Source organism: Collinsella sp. AM13-34, assembly GCF_003473055.1.
Taxonomy (GTDB): Bacteria; Actinomycetota; Coriobacteriia; order Coriobacteriales; family Coriobacteriaceae; genus Collinsella.
This window is the reverse complement of the sequence record NZ_QRLE01000015.1, coordinates 26,712-49,726: the sequence shown is the minus strand read 5'-3', so window position 1 is coordinate 49,726 and position 23,015 is coordinate 26,712. Positions and strand designations below refer to the sequence as shown.

General features: G+C 59.5%; 23 protein-coding genes. 20 read left to right on the top strand and 3 right to left on the bottom strand.

Translation table 11 applies throughout. The features are described from left to right. Positions 1–48 precede the first annotated feature (48 nt). From murF to DW151_RS07320, 19 genes are all read left to right on the top strand, one after another. Positions 49–1,473: a UDP-N-acetylmuramoyl-tripeptide--D-alanyl-D-alanine ligase gene (gene murF / locus DW151_RS07410; protein WP_117757000.1), complete on the top strand. Its 1,425-nt coding sequence runs from the start codon at positions 49–51 to the stop codon at positions 1,471–1,473. 3 nt (positions 1,474–1,476) lie between these two features. Further along, positions 1,477–2,496, top strand: coding sequence for a phospho-N-acetylmuramoyl-pentapeptide-transferase (mraY, locus tag DW151_RS07405; protein WP_089571579.1), 1,020 nt, complete (start codon positions 1,477–1,479; stop codon positions 2,494–2,496). Between the two features lie 9 nt (positions 2,497–2,505). Then, on the top strand, positions 2,506–3,912 hold the full coding sequence (murD, locus tag DW151_RS07400; RefSeq protein WP_118335179.1) for a UDP-N-acetylmuramoyl-L-alanine--D-glutamate ligase: 1,407 nt from the start codon (positions 2,506–2,508) through the stop codon (positions 3,910–3,912). Between the two features lie 36 nt (positions 3,913–3,948). Then, the gene (ftsW, locus tag DW151_RS07395) at positions 3,949–5,442 is read left to right on the top strand and encodes a putative lipid II flippase FtsW (protein ID WP_117640325.1); all 1,494 of its coding nucleotides are present in this window, start codon (positions 3,949–3,951) and stop codon (positions 5,440–5,442) included. Beyond that, positions 5,432–6,547, top strand: coding sequence for an undecaprenyldiphospho-muramoylpentapeptide beta-N-acetylglucosaminyltransferase (gene murG, locus DW151_RS07390; RefSeq protein WP_118335177.1), 1,116 nt, complete (start codon positions 5,432–5,434; stop codon positions 6,545–6,547). Before ftsW ends, murG begins: the two co-directional genes overlap by 11 nt. A gap of 97 nt (positions 6,548–6,644) precedes the next feature. Next, positions 6,645–8,063 (top strand): UDP-N-acetylmuramate--L-alanine ligase, encoded by a 1,419-nt coding sequence (gene murC / locus DW151_RS07385; RefSeq protein ID WP_117798217.1) that lies wholly within the window; start codon positions 6,645–6,647, stop codon positions 8,061–8,063. A gap of 5 nt (positions 8,064–8,068) precedes the next feature. After that, the gene (murB, locus tag DW151_RS07380) at positions 8,069–8,980 is read left to right on the top strand and encodes a UDP-N-acetylmuramate dehydrogenase (RefSeq protein WP_117757004.1); all 912 of its coding nucleotides are present in this window, start codon (positions 8,069–8,071) and stop codon (positions 8,978–8,980) included. Between the two features lie 424 nt (positions 8,981–9,404). Continuing rightward, on the top strand, positions 9,405–10,193 hold the full coding sequence (locus tag DW151_RS07375) for a cell division protein FtsQ/DivIB (RefSeq protein ID WP_231501570.1): 789 nt from the start codon (positions 9,405–9,407) through the stop codon (positions 10,191–10,193). Positions 10,194–10,392: 199 nt separating this feature from the next. Beyond that, positions 10,393–11,547 carry a cell division protein FtsZ gene (gene ftsZ, locus DW151_RS07370; protein ID WP_055251674.1) on the top strand — a complete coding sequence of 385 codons (1,155 nt, stop codon included), beginning with the start codon at positions 10,393–10,395 and terminating at the stop codon, positions 11,545–11,547. Between the two features lie 210 nt (positions 11,548–11,757). After that, positions 11,758–12,558: a polyphenol oxidase family protein gene (locus tag DW151_RS07365; protein ID WP_089571585.1), complete on the top strand. Its 801-nt coding sequence runs from the start codon at positions 11,758–11,760 to the stop codon at positions 12,556–12,558. Continuing rightward, positions 12,555–13,391: a phosphate ABC transporter substrate-binding protein gene (locus DW151_RS07360; RefSeq protein ID WP_117564651.1), complete on the top strand. Its 837-nt coding sequence runs from the start codon at positions 12,555–12,557 to the stop codon at positions 13,389–13,391. Before DW151_RS07365 ends, DW151_RS07360 begins: the two co-directional genes overlap by 4 nt. Before the next feature lies 1 nt (position 13,392). Further along, entirely contained in the window at positions 13,393–14,319 is a 927-nt protein-coding gene (gene pstC / locus DW151_RS07355) for a phosphate ABC transporter permease subunit PstC (protein ID WP_117564650.1), read from the top strand. 3 nt (positions 14,320–14,322) lie between these two features. After that, the gene (gene pstA / locus DW151_RS07350; RefSeq protein WP_118335175.1) at positions 14,323–15,228 is read left to right on the top strand and encodes a phosphate ABC transporter permease PstA; all 906 of its coding nucleotides are present in this window, start codon (positions 14,323–14,325) and stop codon (positions 15,226–15,228) included. A gap of 12 nt (positions 15,229–15,240) precedes the next feature. After that, a complete protein-coding gene (pstB, locus tag DW151_RS07345; protein WP_089571588.1) occupies positions 15,241–16,044 on the top strand; it encodes a phosphate ABC transporter ATP-binding protein PstB in 804 nt (267 codons plus the stop codon). Positions 16,045–16,136: 92 nt separating this feature from the next. Then, positions 16,137–16,994 (top strand): PhoU domain-containing protein, encoded by an 858-nt coding sequence (locus DW151_RS07340; RefSeq protein WP_118335173.1) that lies wholly within the window; start codon positions 16,137–16,139, stop codon positions 16,992–16,994. 119 nt (positions 16,995–17,113) lie between these two features. After that, entirely contained in the window at positions 17,114–17,851 is a 738-nt protein-coding gene (locus DW151_RS07335) for a YggS family pyridoxal phosphate-dependent enzyme (RefSeq protein WP_117584221.1), read from the top strand. Between the two features lie 60 nt (positions 17,852–17,911). After that, positions 17,912–18,634 (top strand): cell division protein SepF, encoded by a 723-nt coding sequence (locus DW151_RS07330; RefSeq protein ID WP_089571591.1) that lies wholly within the window; start codon positions 17,912–17,914, stop codon positions 18,632–18,634. Between the two features lie 15 nt (positions 18,635–18,649). Beyond that, a complete protein-coding gene (locus tag DW151_RS07325) occupies positions 18,650–18,937 on the top strand; it encodes a YggT family protein (protein ID WP_040358293.1) in 288 nt (95 codons plus the stop codon). Between the two features lie 60 nt (positions 18,938–18,997). Beyond that, positions 18,998–19,672 carry a DivIVA domain-containing protein gene (locus DW151_RS07320; RefSeq protein ID WP_006234242.1) on the top strand — a complete coding sequence of 225 codons (675 nt, stop codon included), beginning with the start codon at positions 18,998–19,000 and terminating at the stop codon, positions 19,670–19,672. A 165-nt stretch (positions 19,673–19,837) separates the two neighbouring features. Here DW151_RS07320 and DW151_RS07315 read toward each other — a convergent pair whose 3' ends face one another. The 3 genes from DW151_RS07315 to DW151_RS07305 form a co-directional block, all read right to left on the bottom strand. Next, on the bottom strand, positions 19,838–20,368 hold the full coding sequence (locus tag DW151_RS07315; protein ID WP_089571592.1) for a nitroreductase family protein: 531 nt from the start codon (positions 20,366–20,368) through the stop codon (positions 19,838–19,840). Between the two features lie 283 nt (positions 20,369–20,651). Then, positions 20,652–21,275, bottom strand: a complete 624-nt coding sequence (locus DW151_RS07310; protein WP_055251695.1) for a DUF47 domain-containing protein — start codon at positions 21,273–21,275, stop codon at positions 20,652–20,654. A 67-nt stretch (positions 21,276–21,342) separates the two neighbouring features. Next, the gene (locus DW151_RS07305) at positions 21,343–22,392 is read right to left on the bottom strand and encodes an inorganic phosphate transporter (RefSeq protein ID WP_055251696.1); all 1,050 of its coding nucleotides are present in this window, start codon (positions 22,390–22,392) and stop codon (positions 21,343–21,345) included. Positions 22,393–22,642: 250 nt separating this feature from the next. On the opposite strand from DW151_RS07305, the gene DW151_RS07300 reads away from it, so the two are divergent. Continuing rightward, positions 22,643–22,981 carry a hypothetical protein gene (locus DW151_RS07300; protein WP_118335172.1) on the top strand — a complete coding sequence of 113 codons (339 nt, stop codon included), beginning with the start codon at positions 22,643–22,645 and terminating at the stop codon, positions 22,979–22,981. Positions 22,982–23,015: the final 34 nt, after the last annotated feature.

Below are 23,015 nucleotides of genomic sequence, written 5' to 3'. Positions count from 1 at the left end.
TGGGATACAATACGCCGATAGCATTATTAGGTTTACAGGGGAGCTGCAATGATAGAGATCGCCGTCAACAACCTCGCGGCCGCAACAGGGGCCCGAACCGTGACGGGAGAAGCCGATCGGGTATGCCGCGGGTGCGTTATCGACTCGCGCCAGGTCGAGGAAGGGACGATTTTCGTCGCCTTTCCCGGTGAAAACGTCGACGGCAATGATTTTGCTTCCCGTGCCGTCCAGTCGGGTGCCGGCGCCGTCGTGATGACGCGTGAGCCCGAGGCCGAGCTGGTCTCGCTGGCGCAGGACAAGGGCTGTGCCATCTTGCTGACCGATGATCCCGAGGAGTTTCTGCTGCGTTTGGCGCATGCGTATCGCCTGGAGCTTGGCTGCCTGGTCGTTGGCATTACCGGTTCCATCGGCAAGACGACGACCAAGGACGTGCTCGCCGCTGTGCTCGCCAAGCGCTATCGTGTCTGGGCCACCAAGGGCAATTTCAATAACCTGATCGGCATGCCGCTCACGGTGCTTTCCGCTCCGGCCGATACCGAGGTCCTGGTGCTCGAGATGGGCATGAACCATTTCCACGAGATCGAGCGCCTGTCTCAGTCTGCCAATCCCAACCTTGCCATCGTGAGCAAGATCGGCACCTCTCATATCGGCATTTTGGGCAGCCGCGAGAACATCGCCCGCGCTAAGGCCGAGATCGTTCAGGGCATGTGCGCCGCTGGCGACTATTTGCCGCTGCTGGTTTTGGGCGGTGAGGACGACTTTACGCCGTTCATTCGCGACACGTTCGCCCAACCTGCTGGTATCGACGTGATGCTGGCCGGCGTCTCGGACGATGATGAGGTCCGTGCCCGCGACGTTCGCGTTGATGACGAAGGCCGTCCGGTCTTTACGCTCGATTTTGGCCAGGGTGAGACGATCGATACCATGCTTGCCATCCCCGGCGTGCAGTCCGTTCCTAATGCCGTTAAGGCCGCCGCGGTTGCCTATCGCCTGGGCGTGACGCCCGAGCAGATCGATGCTGCCTTTAGGGGTCTCACGATCACCGGACACCGCCAGGAGATCAAGCGCGCCAAGAGCGGTGCACGCGTCATCGATGACTCCTATAACGCCAGTGCCGAATCCATGGCTGCTGGCCTCGATCTGCTGTGCTCGCTTTCGTGCACGGGGTCTCGCATGGCGATCCTGGGCGAGATGGGCGAGATGGGCGATGAGGCTCCTCGCATGCATGAGCTCGTGGGCGCCTATGCCGCCGCCAAGAAGCTCGACATGCTGGCGTGCGTGGGTGGTGAGCTGGCCCAGCTTATGGCCGATGCCGCACGCATGATGGGCATGGACGAGGACCGCATCCAGGTGTTCTCCGATTATCAGCAGGTGCTCGACCGCATGGGCGGCGCGCTTGAAAAACATGATGTTGTACTGGTCAAGGGTTCCCGCTTTGTTGAGCTCGACCGCTTTGTGGAAGGTGTGTGCTAGCCCATGTTCGGCAATCCCTCGTATCCAACGTATCAGGCTTTTTTGGGGCTTGGCATCGCCGCAGCCATTGCGCTGCTGCTCATGCCGTGGTGGATCAAGCTGCTCAAGGTCGAGGGTATCGGCCAGCAGGTTCGTGCCGACGGCCCCAAGCGTCATTTGGTTAAGCAGGGAACGCCCACCATGGGTGGCGTTGTCATCCTCGTCGCGATCTCGCTGACCTGCCTGCTGATGGGCAAGCTCACCACCGAGCTCGTACTCGTACTGCTCGCCACGCTGGCGACCGGCGTGCTGGGCCTGATCGACGACCTGACCTCCGTTACGCATGGGCGCTCGCTCGGTCTGACGCCTCATGCCAAGATGATCGGCCTAACCATTATCTGTGTCACCTTTACGGTACTTGCCGTCAACTGGTGCGGCGTCGCCCCCGAGATTCGTTTTCCCGGTGGGTTGACGATCGACCTTGGCGTGCTTTCGACCACCATCTGCGGCTATTCGTTCCCGTGGCTCTATATTGTCTTTTGCTGGCTGATGATTGCCGGTCTTTCTAATGCCGTGAACCTGACCGATGGCCTTGACGGTCTTGCTGGCGGCACCTCCATGATCGCCATGCTCGCCATGGCTGCCATGGCGTTTTTGCACGGAGACGTGAACCTGTCCATCTTCTGTACCGCGTGTGCCGGTGCCTGCTTGGGCTTTCTGTGGTTCAACTGCTATCCGGCGAGCATCTTTATGGGCGATACCGGCTCGCTTGCTCTGGGCGCCGCGTTTGCCTGCACGTCCATCATGACCAACACCGAGGTCGTCTCCCTCATCATCGGCGGCCTGTTTATCGTTGAGACCCTGTCGGTCATGATTCAGGTTGTCTACTTCCATTTTACGCACAAGCGCGTCTTCCTTATGGCGCCCATCCATCATCATTTCGAAAAGAAGGGCTGGGCCGAGACCAAGGTCGTCATCCGTTTTTGGATTATCGCTGCGGCATTTGGTGCCGTTGGCCTTGCTCTGTTCTTCCAGTTGGGATAGTGGTCTTTCATGCCTCTTGCTGATGTCTTTAGCCTGCTCGTTTTGGGTCAGGGCAAATCCGGTCTCGATGTCGCCCGCTGGGCGCTGGCACATCCCGAGCGCGTAAGCGCCGTTACCGTGTATGGCGGCGGCACCTCTGAGCCCAATGACGCCACGCGTGCGCTCGAGGCTGCTGGTGCGTCGTTTGTCTATGGGACCGAACAGGTCGAGGGCGCCTATGACGCATGCGTGACGTGCCCGGGCATCTCGGAGTTCTCGGGCTTCTTTAAGGCCGGGCGCGAACATGCCGCCCAGATTATGGGTGAGCCAGAGTTTGCCTATCGCCTGTCGCCCGATAACTGGATTGCCATCACGGGCACCAACGGCAAGACGACCACCACGTCGCTGACCGATTATCTGCTCAAGGCTGCCGGCGAGGCCAGCGTGGCTGTCGGCAACATCGGCGAGCCGCCGGTCAACGAGATTGACGGCCGAGCCCGCAACGAGTGGTTTGTGGCTGAGCTCTCGAGCTATCAGATTGCTACGACCACCGAGCTCCACCCTCGTGTGGCGGTGCTGCTCAACATCACTCCCGACCACTTGGGCTGGCATAAGAGCCATAAGAACTATGCGCTTGCCAAGATCAAGCTGTTTGACAATATGGTCGATGACGATCTGGTGGTTGTCGACGTCGAAGACGCCGGCATTCACGAGTTCGATGAGTACATCTATACGCCGGGTCGCCGCATCTGCAAGGTCGCTTTTGACGAGCCCGAGGGTGCAGACGCCGCCTTTGTGCGCGACGGCAAAATGGTCGTGCGCCTGAAGGGCGTCGAGACTCAGCTTGTCGCCACGTCCGAACTCAAGATCTCGGGCCATCACAATGTTATCAATGCCCTGTGCGCTGCCACGGCTGCCCTGGCAGTCGGTGCCAATCCCGAGGGCATTTGCCGCGGTCTGGCCTCGTTCCAGCCGCTCGAGCACCGCGTGGAGCCGTGCGGCGAGATTGACGGAGTGCGCTACGTCAACGATTCCAAGGCGACCAACACCGACGCGGTCGAGAAGGCACTGACGGCATTTCCCGATGACGACGTGATCTTGCTGCTCGGCGGCCACGATAAGGGCACGCCGCTCACGGACTTCGCGCGCGTTGTTATGGATAACGTGCGCTCGGTCGTCTGCTTTGGCGATGCGCGCGAGCGCTTCACCGCCGCTATGGACGAGGCCGATGTCGATGGCGATGTGGATATCGCCCAGGCGGATGACCTACGCGATGCCGTGGACGTTGCCCGTTCGCTGTCGAGCCGTGGCGACGTGATCTTACTTTCTCCTGCCTGCTCTTCGTTCGATGAGTTCTCGGGCTATGAGGAGCGCGGCCGCGTGTTTAAGGACTATGTGGCCCAGCTTGCCGCTGCAGCGAAATCGCAAATGGAATAGGGGTTGCCGGTGAGAGAGGAGAGCCCCCGACAAGGTATGAGGAGGCCCGACTCGGACCGTGCTTCCTCGCGGCGTAGCACACCGCGTTCCGGTCGCGGCGGGCGGTCGTTTAGCGAACGCTATATTGCCGGCGTTCCCGCCCGCATCATGCGCCCCCGTCTGATATTCATGGCCTGTCTGTTTATCTTGGTGTGTTTTGGCCTGCTGATGGTGTACTCGGCGTCTTCGGTCGAGGCGCTGCACGAGAATGGCTCAGCGACGTTTTTTCTGGGTCGACAGGCTGCGTTTGCCGTGGTCGGTGTTCTGGCGCTGATTGCCATCGTGCGCGTTTTGCCGGACAGCTGGTTTGGGGAGGATGTGCTCAGGATCTTCCTCATAGGCATGATAGGGCTACTGTTTCTGGTGTTCTTGGTGGGCAGCGGCAGCCGTGGCGCCACGCGCTGGCTCAACATCGCCGGCATTCAGTTCCAGCCTTCCGAGTTTTTAAAGCCATTTGCCATTGCGTATTCGGCCATCATGCTCGATCGCTTCTTTTCGCCCGGTGGCAACATCAACGAATTCCTTCGCAAGATGGGCATCTACCTGGGCATTTCGCTCTTTCTGATCTTTATCCAGCCCGATTTCGGTACCGTCCTGATCATCCTGTTGACCCTCATGTGCATGGCGTTGTTTGCGGGTCTCGACCCCAGATTTATCATCGGCGTGCTAATCTTCGGCATTCTCGTGATCGTGATTGCGCTTGTCGCAGAGCCATACCGTATGGTGCGTATTCAGGTTGCCTTGAACCCTTGGGCCGACGAGTATGGTGACGGCTATCAGGCCACGCTTGCCATCATGGCCTTTGCCTCGGGCGGTCTGTTCGGCCGTGGCATCGGCAACTCAACCATGAAGTACTCGTATCTGCCCGAGGCGCACAATGACTACATCCTGGCCATCATTGGCGAGGAAGTCGGTTTTGTCGGAACCGTCCTGTTCTTCTTGGTGTTTGCGATGCTGATCTACTCGGCGTTTCGCATTGCCGAGCAGGCGACCGATCGTCGGGGCGCGCTCATGGCGTCTGGCTCTGCGGTCATTCTCGCGGTGCAGTTTTTGATCAATGCGCTGGGCATCCTCAACGTGTTTCCCATGACGGGCAAACCGTTGCCGTTTATTAGCTATGGCGGTTCGTCGATTATTGTGTCGCTTATGCTTGCCGGTCTGATCCTACGCGTTTCGTACGAGAGCGCCCGTCGCGATGAGTACGACCGTCGCCGCGAGAGCTTTGCCGTTATGGATGAGAGTACCGCCGGCGTGCCCCACGTGCGCGGCGAGCGGTCTTCGCGTAACGGCTTTACCGTTCTGGATGGCTCTGCGACCGAGCCGGCAGCCCGTCCGCGTCAGCGAACGGCGCCGCAAGGTCGTCCGCAGCGCCCAACTCCTCGCAATGCGGGCGGCGGATATAATCGAATCGATTTGAACTCGGACCCGTCGGCGCGTTTGCGCACCGACGACCAGGGACCGCGTGTACGAAGGGACTACCATGACCGATAAGATGACCGTTGCTATTGCAGCCGGCGGCACGGCAGGGCATATCAACCCCGCGCTCGCCTTGGCCGAAGAGCTGCGTGACCGTGGCCACCACGTTGTGTTCGTGGGCCAGTCGCGCAAGCTCGAGGGTCGTCTGGTCCCCGAGGCTGGGTTTGATTTTGTGCCCATTACGGTTACGGGCTTCGACCGCTCCCGTCCTTGGACGGCGCTGACCTCGCTGTGGCGTGTCAACAAGGCCAAGCGTGCGCTCGCCAGTCATTTCTCAAAGGTCGGCAAGCCCGATGCCGCCATCGGTTTTGGTGCCTATGTCGAGGTTCCGTTGCTGGGGTGGTGCAAGGGCGCAGGCGTTCCGTATCTGTTGCATGAGCAGAACTCTGTTCCGGGCCTGGCCAACAAGATGATGAACTCCCACGCCGCCCGCGTGTGCATCTCGGTGCCGGCAGCGCGTTCGGTCTTTGAGCGCGAAGGTGACCCTGACCACGTGCTCATGACCGGCAACCCCGTACGTCGCTCGGTGATCGAGGGCGATCGCGCTCGCGGCCGCAAGGCACTTGGCGTTCCCGAGGACGCTACGCTGCTGCTCGTCTTTGGCGGTTCACTTGGCGCCCAGCACCTCAACGAGCGCGTGGCTTCGCTCAAAAACGAGCTGCTTTCGCGCAAGAAACTCTATGTGTTGCATTCGACGGGTGCCGACGGCTTTGAGGAGACCGAGCGCGCTTTGGCGCTGACGCCCGAGGAGGCGAAGCGTTACCGCGTCCAGCCTTACATCGACAACATGGGCGACATGCTGGCTGCTGCCGATTTGGTGCTATCGCGTTCGGGCGCATCGAGCGTGGCCGAGATCGCTGCGCTCGCCGTGCCTTCGGTGCTCGTGCCGTACCCGCATGCGACGGCCGACCACCAAACCACCAATGCCCGTTATCTGGTCGACGCCGGGGCCGGCGTGCTCTGCGCCGATGCCGATATCGACGGTTCTGCCTTTGCCGATGAGCTGCTGCACCTGGTCGATGACGCGGCGGCACGCGACGCCATGCGTCAGGCGGCGCGTGGTCTGGCTCAGGATAGGGCCGCCGCTCTTCTGGCGGATGCGGTAGAGAGTTTGCGTTAGTTAGACGGGATATCGTCGGTCGCCCTCGCGCTGATGCGGTAGGTGCGGTACAGTTAACGGGTTACAGGCAGTGTTTACGCAAGGAGTACACGAGCACATGGCTGATTCCCAGACTGCAACCTCCGCGCCCGAGTTTAAGAGCGCCCACTTTATCGGTATCGGCGGCGCCGGCATGAGCGGCATCGCCCTCGTTCTGCACGAGCGCGGTTATGCCGTTACCGGCTCCGACCTTAAGACGTCACGTTATATCCGCCAGCTTACCCGCGCTGGTGTGAAGGTGCATGTGGGCCATGAGGCCGCCACGATCGACGAGGTCAAGCCCGACGTGGTTGTTGTGTCCACCGCTATTCCGGAGTCCAACGCTGAACTCGTGCGCGCTCGCGAGCTGGGTATTCCCGTGTGGCCCCGTGCCAAGATGCTCTCTGCTTTGGGCCACGGCTACACCACCGTCGCTGTTGCCGGCACGCATGGCAAGACCACCACGTCTTCGATGTGCGCCACCATGCTCGACCGCATGGGTCTGGATCCGAGCTTCTTGATCGGCGGCATCGTCGAGGGCTATGACACGAACGGCAAGAACGGCTCGGGCGACTACTTTGTCGCCGAGGCCGACGAGTCCGACAGCTCCTTCCTGTTCCTGAACCCCAACGTGGTCATTGTGACCAACGTCGAGGCCGACCACCTCGACCACTACTCGGGTATCGAGGAGATCGAGGCAACTTTCGCCAAATTCATGAGCCTGGTGGGCGAGGACGGCACCGTCATCGTCTGCGGCGAGGACCCGCATCTGGTCGAGCTCGCCAAGTCGACGGGCCGTCACGTGCTTTCCTACGGCTTTGCCGAGAGCAACGACATCGTCTGCGTGCACCCGGATGTCAAGGGCATCCAGAGTGACTTTATCGTTCGCTTTGAGGACGGCACTGAGCACGCTGTGGAGATCAAGAGCAACCCCGGTCGCCACAACATGCTCAACGCCACGGCGGTGCTCACCGTCGCCCATGTCCTGGGCCTTGACATCGACGCCGCCGCCAAGGCGCTCTCGAGCTTTGAGGGCGTCCGCCGTCGCTTTACCCACGTGGGCGATATCGATGGCATCACCGTGGTCGATGATTACGGCCATCACCCCACCGAGATCAAGGCGACGCTTGCTGCCGCTTCCTCGCTGGGCTACAAGCACGTCGATGTCGTGTTCCAGCCGCACCGCTATTCGCGCCTGCAGGCCCTGTGCGACGACTTTGCCGATGCATTTGCCAATGCCGATAAACTGCTGCTGATTGATGTGTTCTCGGCTGGCGAGATGCCCATTCCGGGTGTCACCTCTAAGATGCTCGCCGATACCGTGCGCGCCAAGCATCCTGGCAAGGAGGTCGTGTACTGCTCCAGCCGTCTTGAGCTCAATCAGGAGCTCGAGCAGATGGTGGGCGAGGGCGACCTGCTGCTCACCATGGGTGCCGGCGACGTTACGACCGTCGGTCCCGAGTTTATCGAGTATCTGACTGCCAAGAAAGACGCTTAAGTCTAATGGGTCTGTTTAACGCCGTCATGGCGCTCTCGGGCATGATCGACACGGATGTGATCGAGGACGAGCGCCTTGCGCGTCATACGAGCTATCGTATCGGCGGCAAGGCCGACCTCTTTGTGACGTGCCATAGCTATCATGCCCTCCGCCGCGCCGTGGCGGTGCTCGATCGCGAGCAGGTGCCGTGGGTCATCATCGGCAAGGGCTCCAATCTGCTGGTTGCCGATGGCGGTTATCGCGGTGCCGTCATTTCGCTCGGACGTGAGTTTCAGCGCACGGTTGTTGCCGATGACGGTTGTATGCTGACGGTCGGTGCGGGCGTGATGTTTGCGCGCCTGGTCAACGATGCCCTGTCGCGTAGCCTCTCGGGCCTTGAGTTTGCCGTTGGCATTCCTGGTTCGGTCGGCGGTGCGATATCTATGAATGCCGGCACACGGACCGAGTGGATTGGCTCGCTGGTTGAGGATGTCGTAACGTTTGACCCGGCATCCGGTATCAAGCATTATGCGGGGTCCGAGATCACTTGGGGCTACCGCGAATGTAGCCTTCCCCGCAATGAGATCATCCTCGAGTGCGTGCTCAAGCTTAAACCGGCGCCCAAGGCCGACATTCGCGAGCGCATGGAGCGGTACCTTACAAGGCGCAAGCGTACGCAGCCCATGGGTCGCGCATCCTGCGGGTCTGTCTTTCGCAACCCGCCCGATGCGAGTGTGGGCAAGCTTATCGAGGATTGTGGATTAAAGGGTTTTTCGATTGGCGGCGCGGAAGTTTCGCCCGTTCACGCTAATTTTATCGTTAATAACGGAACTGCCTCGGCCGATGACGTTGCCGCGGTTATTAGACATGTGCACGGAAAGGTGAGGGAGGCGTATGGCATCGAGCTCAGACCGGAAGTTAAATTCCTCGGCTTCTAGAGCATCGAAACCCACCTTCCGCCGCGCCGGAGGGCGTTCCGGCGCGCCTGCCAAACCTCAACGCAATACCGTCGCGCACTCTAAGTCTGTCGGGCATGCTCGACAGACCAGTCGTCCGGTCGTCGGCTCGCAGCTCGGTAATCGTCCGGCCGCAAAAAAGTCCTCGCGTCCCTCGGTGACGTCAAAGCCTGTTATGGGCGCCAAGCCTGCCCGTCCCATGGCAGCTCCCAAGCCCTCGACGGGAACTAAAGCGGCGCGTCCAGGTCGCACGCTGGGCGCATCGAAACCGCGCTCGCTGACATCGGTGCCGGCTACCGCCAAGAAGCCTTCGAGTAAAAAAGGTTTCAACCCGTTATCTTCACTTGGAGCGATGGCAAATAAAACATCAGACGCCGCTTCTGTCGTTACAGGCAAAGGCAAAATCGTGGGCGGCGTTCTGGCCGTCTTGGCCGTGCTCGTCGTCGTTGCCATCGTGGTGATCAACTCTGGACTGTTTACTGCCACTGATATTCAGATTCAAGGCAGCGAGCATGTGACGAAGCACGATGCTATCCAGCTGATCGACTTGCCCGAGGGAACGTCGCTTTTTAACGTCGATCCCGACCAGATTACCGAGGATCTCAAGCAGAACCCGTGGGTTTCGGGCGTGGATGTCCAGCGCCAGTTTCCCCATACGCTTATCATCACGCCGACGGAGCGTAAAGTTATCGCCATTGCGTATATCAGCTCCGACGACCTTGCCTGGGCTATCGGAGACGATGACACCTGGATCGCCCCGCTGTCGACGTCGGTCGAAGTGGACGACCAGGGCAACGTCATCACGACAGGGCAGGGCTCAAATACCTTGACCGGAATCGATGCCGCGCTGGCGCTCGCCAAGCATTATGGCGCGGTGTTGTTGACTGATGTCTCGGCGGATGTCGCTCCGGTTTCCGGCCAGGCGGTTAACTCCAAAGCCGTTAAGGCCGGCCTGGATTATGTGCGTGGTTTTTCGAGCGAGTTCTTGGGACAAGTCAAGGATATTTCCACGCCTTCGGTCGAAGCCATCTCGGCAAACCTCAATAACGGCATTGAGGTGTCGCTGGGCGATTCGGACGATATCGCCAAGAAGGAACGCGTAGTCACCAAGTTGCTTTCGCAGGTAGAGGGCGTAACGTATATCAATGTGCGCTCTCCGGGCAACTACACATTTAGGAATGCTCCGACCTCGTAGCGCTGGTTGATGCTTTGTTGAGGGGCCATACCACGCCGTTTATCTGGTTTGTTTGGTTTTCACGGTCAATTATTTGACTGATACGTTCATAATGTGCAAACATAATACGGTTTACCTTTGCATTTACTTTCAACCTGAAGGTTAATGTGCGCAGGGGTCGACCCATGCTATGGCTATAACCTTTGTTCGGAGGACCGACATGCACGAGACAGAGATCAACAACTACCTTGCCGTCATTAAGGTGGTCGGCGTCGGCGGCGGCGGTACCAACGCGGTCAATCGAATGATCGAAGAGGGCATCCGCGGCGTCGAGTTTGTTGCCATCAACACCGATGCTCAGGCACTCGCGATCTCTGATGCCGATATCAAGGTGCACATCGGCACCGACCTTACCCGCGGCTTGGGCGCCGGCGCCAACCCCGAGGTTGGCCGCAAGGCTGCCGATGAGTCCCGCGACGACATTGCCGAGGCGCTCGCTGGCGCTGACATGGTGTTTATCACCTGCGGTGAGGGCGGTGGCACCGGTACCGGCGCTGCTCCCATCGTTGCCGATATCGCGATGAACGAGGTCGGCGCACTGACCGTCGCCGTCGTGACCAAGCCCTTCACCTTCGAGGGCCGCAAGCGTAAGAAGAGCGCCGAGGAGGGCATCAAGACCCTCTCCGATTGCGTCGACACCATGATCGTCATCCCTAACGATAAGCTGCTCGACATCGCCGAGAAGAAGACCACCATGCTCGAGGCCTTCGCGATTGCCGATGGCGTCCTTTCCCAGGGCACCCAGGGCATCACCGACCTCATCACCGTCCCCGGTATCATCAACCTGGACTTCGCCGATGTTAAGACCATCATGAAGCAGGCCGGTACCGCCATGATGGGTATCGGTACCTCTTCTGGGGATACACGTGCCGTCGACGCTGCCCAGCAGGCCATCTCCAGCCCGCTGCTCGAGAGCTCCATCGATGGTGCCACGCGCGTGCTGCTCTCCATCGCTGGTTCCAAGGACCTGGGCATCCAGGAGATCAGCGACGCCGCCGACGTTGTCGCCAACGCCGTCGACCCTGAGGCCAACATCATCTTCGGTACCGTTGTCGACGAGTCCCTGGGCGATCAGGTGCGTATCACCGTCATCGCTACGGGCTTCTCCGATTCCAACGTCAACCGTCAGGATGAGCTCTTTGCTGCTCAGCAGTCTCAGAGCAAGGCCGCTGCCTCCGCTGAGCCGCAGCGCACCGCCCCGGCTGCCAGCCCGGCTCAGGCCGCTCCGACCCGCAACGTCGGTGGTACCGAGCTGCCCAACTTTGGCAACGACCAGTTCGAGCTTCCCGACTTCCTGAAGCGCGGTAGCTTCTAGTTCGTTTTTCTCAACGACCTGCACGGGGTGTGTCCATTTGGATGCACCCCGTTTTGTTTCTCGTTTGTAAACGAAAGCCTCCAATCTCCTTACGTTCCCTTTACGTTTGGTCCCTACCGCTGCGGGTATCCTTTTAAGGAAGTATGACAGCCGTATAAACGCGGACTGCGCGGCGACGCCGCGGTACTTGTGTTATTAGGAGGCTTTAGTATGGCAGCACGTGCGGACAACGTTTCGCGTGTCGACCATGATGGAGTTACGTTGGTGGAGGGCGCGACATCCGATGTCCGCTTTGCCTTTACCGAGCGCACCGGTGGCGTTTCTGAAGATGCGTACTCCTCGCTCAACCTGGGCTCGCATGTAGGCGATGACCCCTTTGCTGTTCAAGAAAATCGTCGTCGAGCGCTCGAAGCTATGGGTGCCACTGAGTGCGAGCATAATCTGCTCGTGCCCAATCAGGTACATGGTGACCATATCGTTACGGTGACTTCGAACGGCGCCGACGATCTTGAGGCTGTTCGCGAGCAGATTGCTGAGGGCTGCGATGCCATCGTCTGTACGGCCCATGACGTGCCCGTGCTGCTCTGCTTTGCCGACTGCGTTCCCGTGGTGCTGGTGGCCCCCGGCGGGTTTGCCGTGGTGCACTCCGGTTGGAAGGGCACGATTGCACGTATTTCTGCCAAGGCGTGCCAGGCGCTTTGCGATGCTGCCGGCTGCGATGCGAGCGACGTTTCCGCCTATATCGGCCCCCATATCTTGGCTGACGAATATGAGGTATCCCAGGAACTCATGGATCGCTTTGCCGTCGAGTTCTCTTGCATCGATGCGAGTGCCTCTCGCATGCTCGATCTTTCCGCTGCCATTTGTGAGGCGCTGGTAGATGCCGGTGTGGACGCGGATAATATCGTGGATACCCAGCTTTCGACTGTGCGCCAGAACGACCGCTTTTATTCCTACCGTAACGAGGACGGCACCTGTGGGCGCCATGCTGCGATCGGCGTGATGCTATGAGAAAGATCGTATCGGTCCTGAGCGCCGCTGTGCTTACGCTTACGCTGTGCGCCTGTTCTTCGGGATCTTCTACCTCTTCCATTACCGTGGCCGGCTCCACGACCTGCCTTCCTATCGCCGAAATTGCGGCAGAGGGCTTTAAGGAGGAGACCGGCATCGACGTGCTCGTTTCCGGTTTGGGCTCTTCCGCTGGCATCGAAGCCGTCAGCGCTGGCACGGCCGATATCGCCAGCTCCTCCCGTGGACTCAATGCCGACGAACAGGATCTGGGCCTGACTCCCATCGTCATTGCCCACGACGGTATCGCGGTCATCGTGAACGACGATAACCCGGTCGATAACCTCTCGACCGAGCAGCTCCGCGATATCTATGCCGGCAAGATTACTAATTGGAAAGAGGTCGGTGGCGAGGACCTGAAGATTCAGGTCATCAACCGAGACGAGGCATCCGGCACGCGTGAAGCATTCCGCACCATCGTGATGGACGGCACCCCGTTCGATCGCCGCTCGGCCGTTCTTTCGGGCACGGGCCAGGTGCGCGACGTGGTATCTCGTTCGCACGGTGCCATTGGCTACATTTCGCTGGGCTTCGTCGATAGCCTCAACGCCAAGACCTCGGTCAAGGCCGTCTCGGTCAATCATGTTGAGGCGTCCGAGAAGACGGTCGCGAGCGGCGGCTATCCCATCTCACGCGACCTTTACTTCTTTGTGAAGGGTGCGCCTTCGCAGCAGGCGCAGGATTACATCGACTATGTGACGTCCGAAAAGATGGACAAGCAGATTCGCGAGGCGGGCTTTATCCCCGTCACCAACGACGAGAAGGGGAGTGAATAGCATGGAAGCACAGGAAAACTCCCAGACTGAGCAGAATGGTCAGGCGCCCAAGAAGCGCGAGCTGGCGCTCGTATCGCGCAGCACCTATATCAAGGAGAAGGCGCTGCAGTGGATCTTCTTTGCCTGCGCGTTCTTGGCGGTTGTTACCGTCATCCTGATTTTTGTCTTTACCACGTACTCGGCGCTGCCCGTCTTTACCGACATCGGTCTGGCGGACTTCTTTAGCTTTACGTGGGCGCCCTCTGAGGGTCACTACGGCATCGTGTCGCTGCTTGCCGGCTCGGGTCTGGTGACCGTCGGCGCGCTCGCCATGGGTGTGCCCCTAGGCGTGGGCACGGCCGTGTATCTGGTCGAGATCGCCAGCAAGCGCGTGCGCAAGCTCATCAGCCCTGCCGTTGACCTGTTGGCCGGCATCCCTTCTATCATCTATGGCTTCTTTGGCATGATCATCATCCGCCCGTTTATCGCACAACTGACCGGCGGTCTTGGTTTTGGCGCGCTGACGGCGTGGTTCGTGCTCGCCATTATGATCGTGCCCACCATCACGACGCTTACCATCGATGCTCTCAATTCCATTCCCATGGGCATTCGCGAGGCATCGTATGCCATGGGCGCCACCAAGTGGCAGACTATCTATAAGGTCGTGTTACCTGCCGCCAAGCTGGGTATCGTGGATGCCATCGTGCTGGGTATGGGCCGTGCCATCGGCGAGACCATGGCCGTGCTCATGGTCGTGGGTAACGCCCCGGTTATTCCCGACAGCATTGCGAGCCCCATCTCGACGCTCACGAGCCAGATTGCGCTCGACATGAGCTATTCCTCGGGTCTGCATCGCTCGGCGCTGTTCGGCATGGGCGTGGTCCTGTTTATCATTTCCGCCACGCTGGTGGGCATCGTCCGCCTGGTTTCCAAGAAGAAGAGGGGGTAGGCTATGTCCGATTCCGTTGACACGACGGTCGATACGACCTCGTCGCGCGAGCGCATCAAGCGTGCCCTTTCCCACGGCAAGAAGGGCCGCATCAACAAGGACCTGTCCAACAAGATCTTGCTTGGCGTGTTCCGTGCCGCGGCATACATCACCACGCTGGTGCTGGTCGCTATCATCGCCTACGTGGTCATCAACGGCCTGCCACACATCTCGCTCGACTTTATCTTCGGTTGGCCCCAGGGCGTCAACGCCGAGGGCGGTATTTGGCCCACGATCGTCTCGACCGTCTATGTGACGGCGCTCGCCATGCTTATCTGCACGCCGATCGCTGTGCTGGCAGCCGTCTATCTGGCCGAGTACGCCAAGCAGGGCAAGATCGTCGAGCTCATTCGCTACGCTGCTGACGCTTTGGCCTCGGTGCCCTCCATCGTTATGGGCCTGTTTGGCTACGCCTTGTTTGTCGAGGCCATGGGCCTGGGCCTTTCGATGGTCTCGGCCGCTCTGGCGCTCGCGCTCTTGATGCTTCCCATCGTCATGCGCACCACCGAAGAGGCCATTCGCGCCGTCCCGCGCTATATCCGTTGGGGCGCGTACGGCCTGGGCGCCACCAAGTGGCAGGTTGTCTCCAAGATTGTGCTTCCTTCTGCCTTTGGCCGTATTGCCACGGGCATTGTCCTTGCCATCGGCCGTGCCATTGGCGAGACCGCCGTGGTGCTCTACACCATGGGCCAGGCCATCAATCTACCTATCTCGCCGCTCGATTCCGGCCGCCCCATGACCGTTCACCTGTACCTGCTTGCCAACGACGGCATCAACATGAACGCAGCCTACGGCACCGCGCTCTTGCTGATGGTGATCATTCTGGCCTTCAACCTGTTTGCGCGCTTCCTGTCGCGCAAGCGTCGCTAGTTAAGGAGTCCCATGTCCGTTTATCAGTCCGCTCCCACGCTGGAGCAAGCGGCCATTACGGCCAAGGATTTCAACTTTTGGTACGGTGACTTTCATGCGCTGACGGGGCTCGACCTCAACATCGCTAAAAACGCCATCACCTCCTTCATTGGCCCTTCGGGCTGCGGTAAGTCGACGTTTTTGCGCTGCATCAACCGCATGAATGATCTTATCGAGGGTACGCGCGTCGAGGGCACCATGACGCTCGACGGCAACGATATCTATGCCGAGGGCGTCGACCCGGTCGACCTCCGTCGCCGCGTGGGCATGATTTTTCAGCAGCCCAACCCGTTTCCCAAATCCATCTACGAGAATGTCGCCTTTGGCCCTCGTCTGCAGGGCGTGACTAGCAAAAGCGACCTCGATGACATCGTGGAAGAATCGCTCAAGCGCGCCAACCTCTGGAAAGAGGTATCCAATCAGCTCAACAAGGATGGTTTGGCGCTCTCGGGCGGTCAGCAGCAGCGTCTGTGCATCGCGCGCGTGCTTGCGGTGCAACCCGATGTCCTTCTGATGGACGAGCCCTGCTCCGCCATCGACCCCACGTCCGTCTCTAAGGTCGAGGATCTGATGGCCGAGCTGGCGCCCGAGATGACGATCATCATCGTCACGCATTCAATGCAGCAGGCAGCTCGTATCAGCGACTACACCGCATTCTTCTTGCAGGAAGTTGCCGGCGAGCCCGCCACGCTCATCGAGTATGGTCAAACCGACGCGATCTTCACCAGCCCGGTGGACTCGCGGACGGAAGACTATATCACCGGCCGCTTTGGCTGATCGGTGCGACTAGTCCCAAGCCGATCGGACCTGGTCCGGTGCGTATTCACTGTGCGGGCTGCATGACCGCACCCAACTGATTGGAGTGAACCATGCGCAAACTGTTTTCCCGTCAGCTCGTCGAGGCCCGTCACGAGATGCTGAGCATCTATGAGGCCGTCGATCTGGCTCTCCACGATGCCGTGAAGGCCTATGTGACCGACGACCGCAAGCTCGCCACCAAGACCAAGAAACGTACGCTTTCGATTGACGCGCGCTGCGCCAACCTGGAGGCCGTCTGCTACAACCTGATCGCCACGCAGTCACCGGTCGCCTCCGACTTCCGCCTGCTTCAGACGATCATCTACGTCGACTTTAACCTGCAGCGCATGACCGATAAGGTCCGTCAGATCTGCCGTGCCACGCGTCATATGATCAAGGCCGACATCTCGCTGCCCCAGGAGCTCGTCGGTACGGTTGAGGCCGAGGCCGAAGCTGTTTACCAGGTGCTGGGCTCTTCGCTTTCTGCGCTCGTCACCAATGACATGTCCATCATCTGCAACCTGGCCGTCGAGGACGAGCCAGTGCACGCCGCCTACGAGAAGTTCTTCCGCACCTTTAGCCGTATGGATACGGGCGACTTTATGGACGACGACAGCAACTATGACGACCTGCGCCGCGCCATCATGGTTTCGCGCTACCTCGATCGCATCGCTTCCATTTCCATCGATGCCGCTTGCCGTCTGACCTTCCTGTTGACTGGTCAGCGTATGAACGCCGGCGATATCGCCCGCACTGATGAGGACGAGCTCGAGAGCATGCGCGTGCCTTCGGGCGAGGGTGTTATCATGAGGCCCGCCGTCGACGCGCGCTACGTTGCCAAGGTGCCCGCCAACGAGGTCAGCGAGGGTCTTCGCTACCTGCTCGATCATCTTGAGGACGAGGACGATGGCGAGGACGACGAGGAGTAAGTAGCCCCGTTCGTCGAAAGATTGTAAATACCTAAGTGAGCGCGGCCTTGCACATGCGGGGCCGCGCTCTTGCGTTAGCATGGGACTACTTGTTTGGCTGTCAGCGGAGGCGATTGGCAATGGATAACTATTTGGACTTGATGCGCGCTCGCCGCGAGCAGATTCTGGAACGTTTTTATGCGGCGCTCGATCGCGCAGGCCGTCCCCACGACGCCGCGAGCCTCATTGCCGTGTCCAAGACCGTTGGTGTCGATGAGACCGTTGCCGCCATCCAGGCGGGGTATCGCCATTTTGCCGAGAACCGCCCGCAGGAGCTGGTTCGCAAGCTCACGGGTCTGGCGGAGCATCCGGAGCTGCCCGAGGTGCGCTTCGATATGATCGGCAACCTGCAGACCAATAAGATCAATGCGGTGCTGGGCTCAGCCGAGCTGATTCACTCGGTGGGTTCGCTGCATCTGGCGCAGGCGATCTCGAGCCGTGCTGTCCGCAAGATTGAGGCAGGCGAGCTCGCCGGCCCCCAGCGTGTGCTCATTGAGGTCAATGTGAGTGGTGAGGAGTCGAAGGGAGGCTTTTCGCCCGATGAGATTCGCGCCGCCGCGGGTGAGCTTGCGGAACTTGAGGGAATTTGCGTGCAGGGGCTTATGACTATGGCGCCCCGGGGGAATAAGGACGTGGCACGCCGCACCTTTGCGGGGCTTCGTGAGCTGAGGGATGAGCTGGAGGCGGCGCATCCCGATTTGAACCTGCCTGAGCTTTCCTGCGGCATGAGCGAGGACTTTGAGCCTGCCCTTGAGGAGGGCTCTACGCTCGTTCGCCTGGGCAGGGTAGTATTTAGCCCGGAGTTTGCAGTAAAATAAGGCTCTGAAGTGCGCACTGATTATCGGGGCGCCTGCACTAAACCGCGAGAGGACACAACCATGGGCTTCCTTGACGAGATTAAAAATAAGATGCACCTGGGCGGCCAGCAGGGTTACGACCAGGGTTATGGCCAGGACGACGACTACGGCTACGATGACGGCTATGACGATAGTTATCAGGGCAACGGCTACGGCGGTGCTTCGGGCGAGGGCTTCTACACCCAAGACGAGCCGAGCAACGGCCTGCTTGGTCAGACGCGCCGCGGTGAAGCTGAGTCGGTTGCCGTGTATACGCGCTCCGGTCAGCTGGTCGGCGATGACTCCCGCCATGCCACGACGTATAACCCGCCTTCGCGCTCGCAGGACAGTGTTGCGAGCGGTTATCGTCCTGGTGCCTATGACACGCCGTCGAGCTACGCCGAGAACACCCGCGCCCGTGCCGCCGCTGCACCCGCGCCTGCACCGAGCGATGCCTCGGCCTATGCGAGCAATATCATCAACGCCACGCCGCAACTGCCGGCCTATGTCCTGCGCCCCGAGAGCTATGACGACGTGGAGACCGTGGTGCGCCGCGTTCGCACCAAGCAGCCTGTCGCACTGATTTTTGTGGGCGTACGCACCGAAGTTGCCAAGCGCGTCTTGGACTTCTCTTACGGCTTTGCCTGCGGTCTGGGCGCCACGGTCAAGGAGGTAGGCGACCGCGTGTTCATGGTGCTGCCCGCCGGTTGCGAGGTCAAAGATTCCGATCTCAAGAAGCTTCGTGCCGACGGCTACCTTAAGTAAAGACAAGACGAGGAGATTCCCATCAACATCTACACTATCGTCCAGCTGGTCAACACGCTGTTCAACTTCTATTCCACGCTCATTGTCGTCTACTGCTTTATGACGTGGATTCCCATGAAGCAGGGTGGTTTGCTTCAGGATATTGCTGCGGTGCTCGATAGCGTGTGCGGTCCGTGGCTCAACCTGTTCCGTCGTTTCATCCCGCCGATGGGCGGTATCGATTTTTCGCCGGTCGTTGCGATTATTGCGTTGCAGTTGGTGCAGAGGCTGGTTCTGCAGCTTCTTATAGGTATACTCGTATAGAACTGACTTAGTAACTTACGTCGGGCGTGTACGCCGAGGCGATGAAAAAGGAGACTTGTTATGGCTATTACCCCTGCAGACATCCAGGCTCAGACTTTCTCTGAGGCCAAGCGTGGCTACGATCCCGCCGAGGTCGACGTCTTCTTGGAGACGCTGTCCTCCGAGGTTGACGCTATGCTCGCTAAGATCGTCGACCTTAAGGGTCGCCTGACTGCTACCGAGCAGCAGCTTGCCGATGCGCAGGCTCAGCTTGCCCAGGCTCAGGATGCCACCGCCCAAGCCGTTCCTGCCGCCCCCGTGGCTGCTCCCGCCCCTGACTTCTCCGCTCAGGAGCGCCAGATTTCCGCTGCCCTGATCGCTGCCCAGCAGACCGCTGAGACCATCGTCAACGATGCCAACGAGAACGCTGAGCGTATCCGCAACGAGGCTGACGCTAAGGCACGCGAGGTTATCCGCCAGGCTCTGACCGAGAAGCAGGCCGAGCTCGAGGAAATCGATCGTCTCAAGGCTTCCCGCGAGGAGTTCAAGGCCGAGTACCTCAAGCTCATCCAGCACTTCATGGACGATGCCCAGAACTCCTTCCCGGCCGACCTCATGGCCTCCACGCCGGTCGGTTCTGCCGCTTCTCCTGCGGTGACTGTTCCCGCCGAGCCGCTGCCCGTCGCTGACCCGGTTGTCCCCGTGGCCGATCCCTTCGCCCCGATCGACAACTTTGCCGCCGACGACCTGGACTAGCATCAGAGCTACAATCTAGTGTCCTTAAGAGGAGCTCGCACCTGCGGGCTCCTTTTTTGTGGCTGTATACGGGTTGGGAAACAAAACGCCGAGCTCTGCATGCGATAGGACAGAACTCGGCGAAGGGCGCGTGGTAAAAGGTAGATTTTAAGGTATGTCTAAAAACTACTTGAGGAGGAAGTTGGAGAGGGGAATAGTGCGGGCCTCGCGATGCTCGGGATCGGCGATGTGGTCGGCGGGATAGCCACAGACGAGCATGTGATAGGGATAGACGCCCTTGGGCAGATTGAACTGCTCCTGTGCCACCTCAGGCTTAAAATGGCATACCCAGCACGTTCCCAGGCCCTGCTCGGTGGCCTCCATCATCATCTGGTCGCACACGATGGACGTATCGATTTCACTGGAATTCATCTGGTCATACGGGCGCACCCAAGCATCATCGGTAACGCTGCAAATAAGGAAGACAAGCGGAGCTCCAAAGATAGACCCATCACGAGCAAACCGAGGCTGACAAGCAGCAGCCTTCTCCAACAGCTCAGGCGTATCCAGCACCATCACACGGGCTGGATGATTATTACAAGCAGAAGGAGCAATCCGCCCCGCCTCAACAATGGCATCCACTACCGACTGCTCAACAGGACGGTCCTCAAAAGAACGACAAGAATACCGACCACGAGCCAGATCCAAATAAGACATACAAGCCCTCCTAAAATTAAAAATCAAACAAACCAAAAGTAACCCAAAGAGTACCCAAAGCAGCAATCAGCCAAACGCTCATCAAGGGCCAAAGTGTCCGAACGGATACCAAAGGTCCCTTCAGCCAAACCCCCATCGCGCTACAACTATCAGCCAAAGTTCCCAATGGTGGTACGTAAGGCGAAGGGCCGGCCACGGTTTACTTTCGAACGACTCTGCAAAGCAGCCGGAGTGAGAAAGCAAACCGTGGCCGGCCCTTCGCCGCCGGGACACGTACCCCCAATTAACTGTTCTTCATGACAATCGAATCCACGACATCGGCCACATTCTCGCAGCAGTCGGCGCAGTACTCCAGGAAGGCGTACACGTCACGCCAAGCGATGACCTCGAGCGGGTCCTTGCCGTTAACGTGCAGGTTACGCATGGCGTTGATATAGAGCTCGTCGGCCTCGGACTCGATGGTGTTGATCTGGATGACGAGCTCGCGCAGCGTTTTGGACTTGCGGTAGTTAGGCAGCTCGACCATCAGGTCTTTCATGGCGCGGCAGGCGTCGGTCACCTTGTGGGCGATCACGATGGCATCGGGATGGATGCTCTGGATGTTGGTGAAGTAGACGCGCTGCACGACGCCCTCGATGCGGTCGAGCACGGTGTCGAGCGAGCAGCTCATCAGGTCCAGATCCTCGCGCTCAAGCGGGGTGATAAAGGCGGTGAGCAGGGCGTCCTCAAGCTCATGGTGCTTCTTGTCGGCCGCATGCTCGATCGCATGCATCTTGTCGAGCATATCGTGAATCTTTGCGGGATCGAAGTTCTCGAAAATCTTGGTAAGCAGCTCGGCGGCCTGGACGGCGAGGTCGGCGCAGGCGACGTAGTTGTCAAAGTAGAACGAATCGGGTTTCTTTGCCATGAGTGGGTCCTTTCGAGGCGAAGACGGGTGGGCGAGGTGTTACGGTCCGGATGGACGTTCGGTTTGACTAGATGAACATCATGAACAGCTTGGCCATGACAAAGCTGATGAGTCCGCAGGCGGGGAAGGTGAAGAACCAGGTGAACATCATGTCCTTGACGACGCCGAAGTTGATGGCCGAGAGGCGTTTGACGGCACCGACGCCCATGATGGCGCAGGTCTTGATGTGCGTGGAGGACACGGGGATGCCGGTAAGGGTGGCAAGCAGCAGGTTCGCGGCGCCCGCCAGGTCGGCGGAGAAGCCCTGGTACTTTTCGAGCTTGACCATGCTCTGGCCAACGGACTTGATGATGCGCTCGCCGCCCACGCTGGTGCCGATGCCCATGGTGGCCGAGCATAGCAGCATAATCCAGATGGGGATGCCGGCATCGCCGACGCTCGTCTGGCCGCTGGCAAAGGCCACGCCTAAAAAGAGCACGCCGATGAACTTCTGTCCATCCTGCGCGCCGTGCATAAAGCTCATGGCCGCAGCGCTCGCGATCTGAGCGTATTTAAAGAAGACATTGGCACGTCGCCTGTTGGCGGCGGCGAAAAGAATCGAGACGAGCTTGCACAGGACCCAGCCCATGACAAAGCCCAGACCGATGGAGAGCGCCAGGCCGTAGATGACCTTCATCCACTCGTGGACGTTGACGCTGCTCGCACCGCCGAGGGCGATGGCGGCACCGGTCAGGCCGGCGATAAGGCTGTGGCTTTGCGAGGTGGGGATGCCAAAACGCGACGCTGTGGCGCCGTAGACGACGATGGAGAACAGCGCCGCGCACAGACAGGCGAGCGCCATGGTGCTGTTTCCGCCAAAGTCGACAATATGGGAGATGGTGTTGGCGACGCTCGCGTTAAAGTGCGTCATGATGAGCACGCCAAGGAAGTTGAATGCGGCACTCATGAGAATAGCGGCGCGGGCGGGCATGCAACGCGTAGTGACGCAGGTCGCGATGGCGTTGGGTGCGTCGGTCCATCCATTGACGAAGATGGCGCCGAGCGCGAGGATCACGGTGACGGCAAGGACTGGGTTCGACACAAGTTGGCCGAGGAAGGTTGAGAACGTTACGTCCATATATGGGCTTTCTCGAAGTTTGCAGGCACGTTACAGAAACATGATAAATCGTATCACCTCCTGCGGGTTTCTTTACCGAGTTCTGATGGGAGCAGTGAATTTTTTGGCACTAAAAATGAATATTAGCCCTGTTGACCGTGGGTGTTCTTTTTGCTAACACACCATGAGGACACGTGCGCGCGCCCCAACACCCCAAAACCACAGTCTGTTCGCTTTACAATATGCAAACATGCGTTCGATAATAGGAGACATGGAATATCGACAGACAGATGGCAAAACTCGGCGCGTGCACAAGCAGTATGTGGACGTCGTGGCTCGCATCCTCGCGGGCGGACAGGTCGTGCCGGTCACCGTCTGCTGGGTCGACGGTCGTTGCTTTACGATTGACGAGATTGTCTCGACCACTGGGTTTGGCCTGACGGTTCACGGCATTCGTACGGCAACGTATAAGGTTCGTTTTGGCGGACATGCGACCGAACTGTATCTGGAAGAACAGGCACGCGAGCGACCGGATGGCTCGCAGACTCATCTGATGCGTTGGTGGGTGTGGGCGTTCGACCGAACACTCGAGAGCGAGCGCCGCAGGTAAGAACGCGTGGCGTTCGGGTACAATGGCAGGAAAC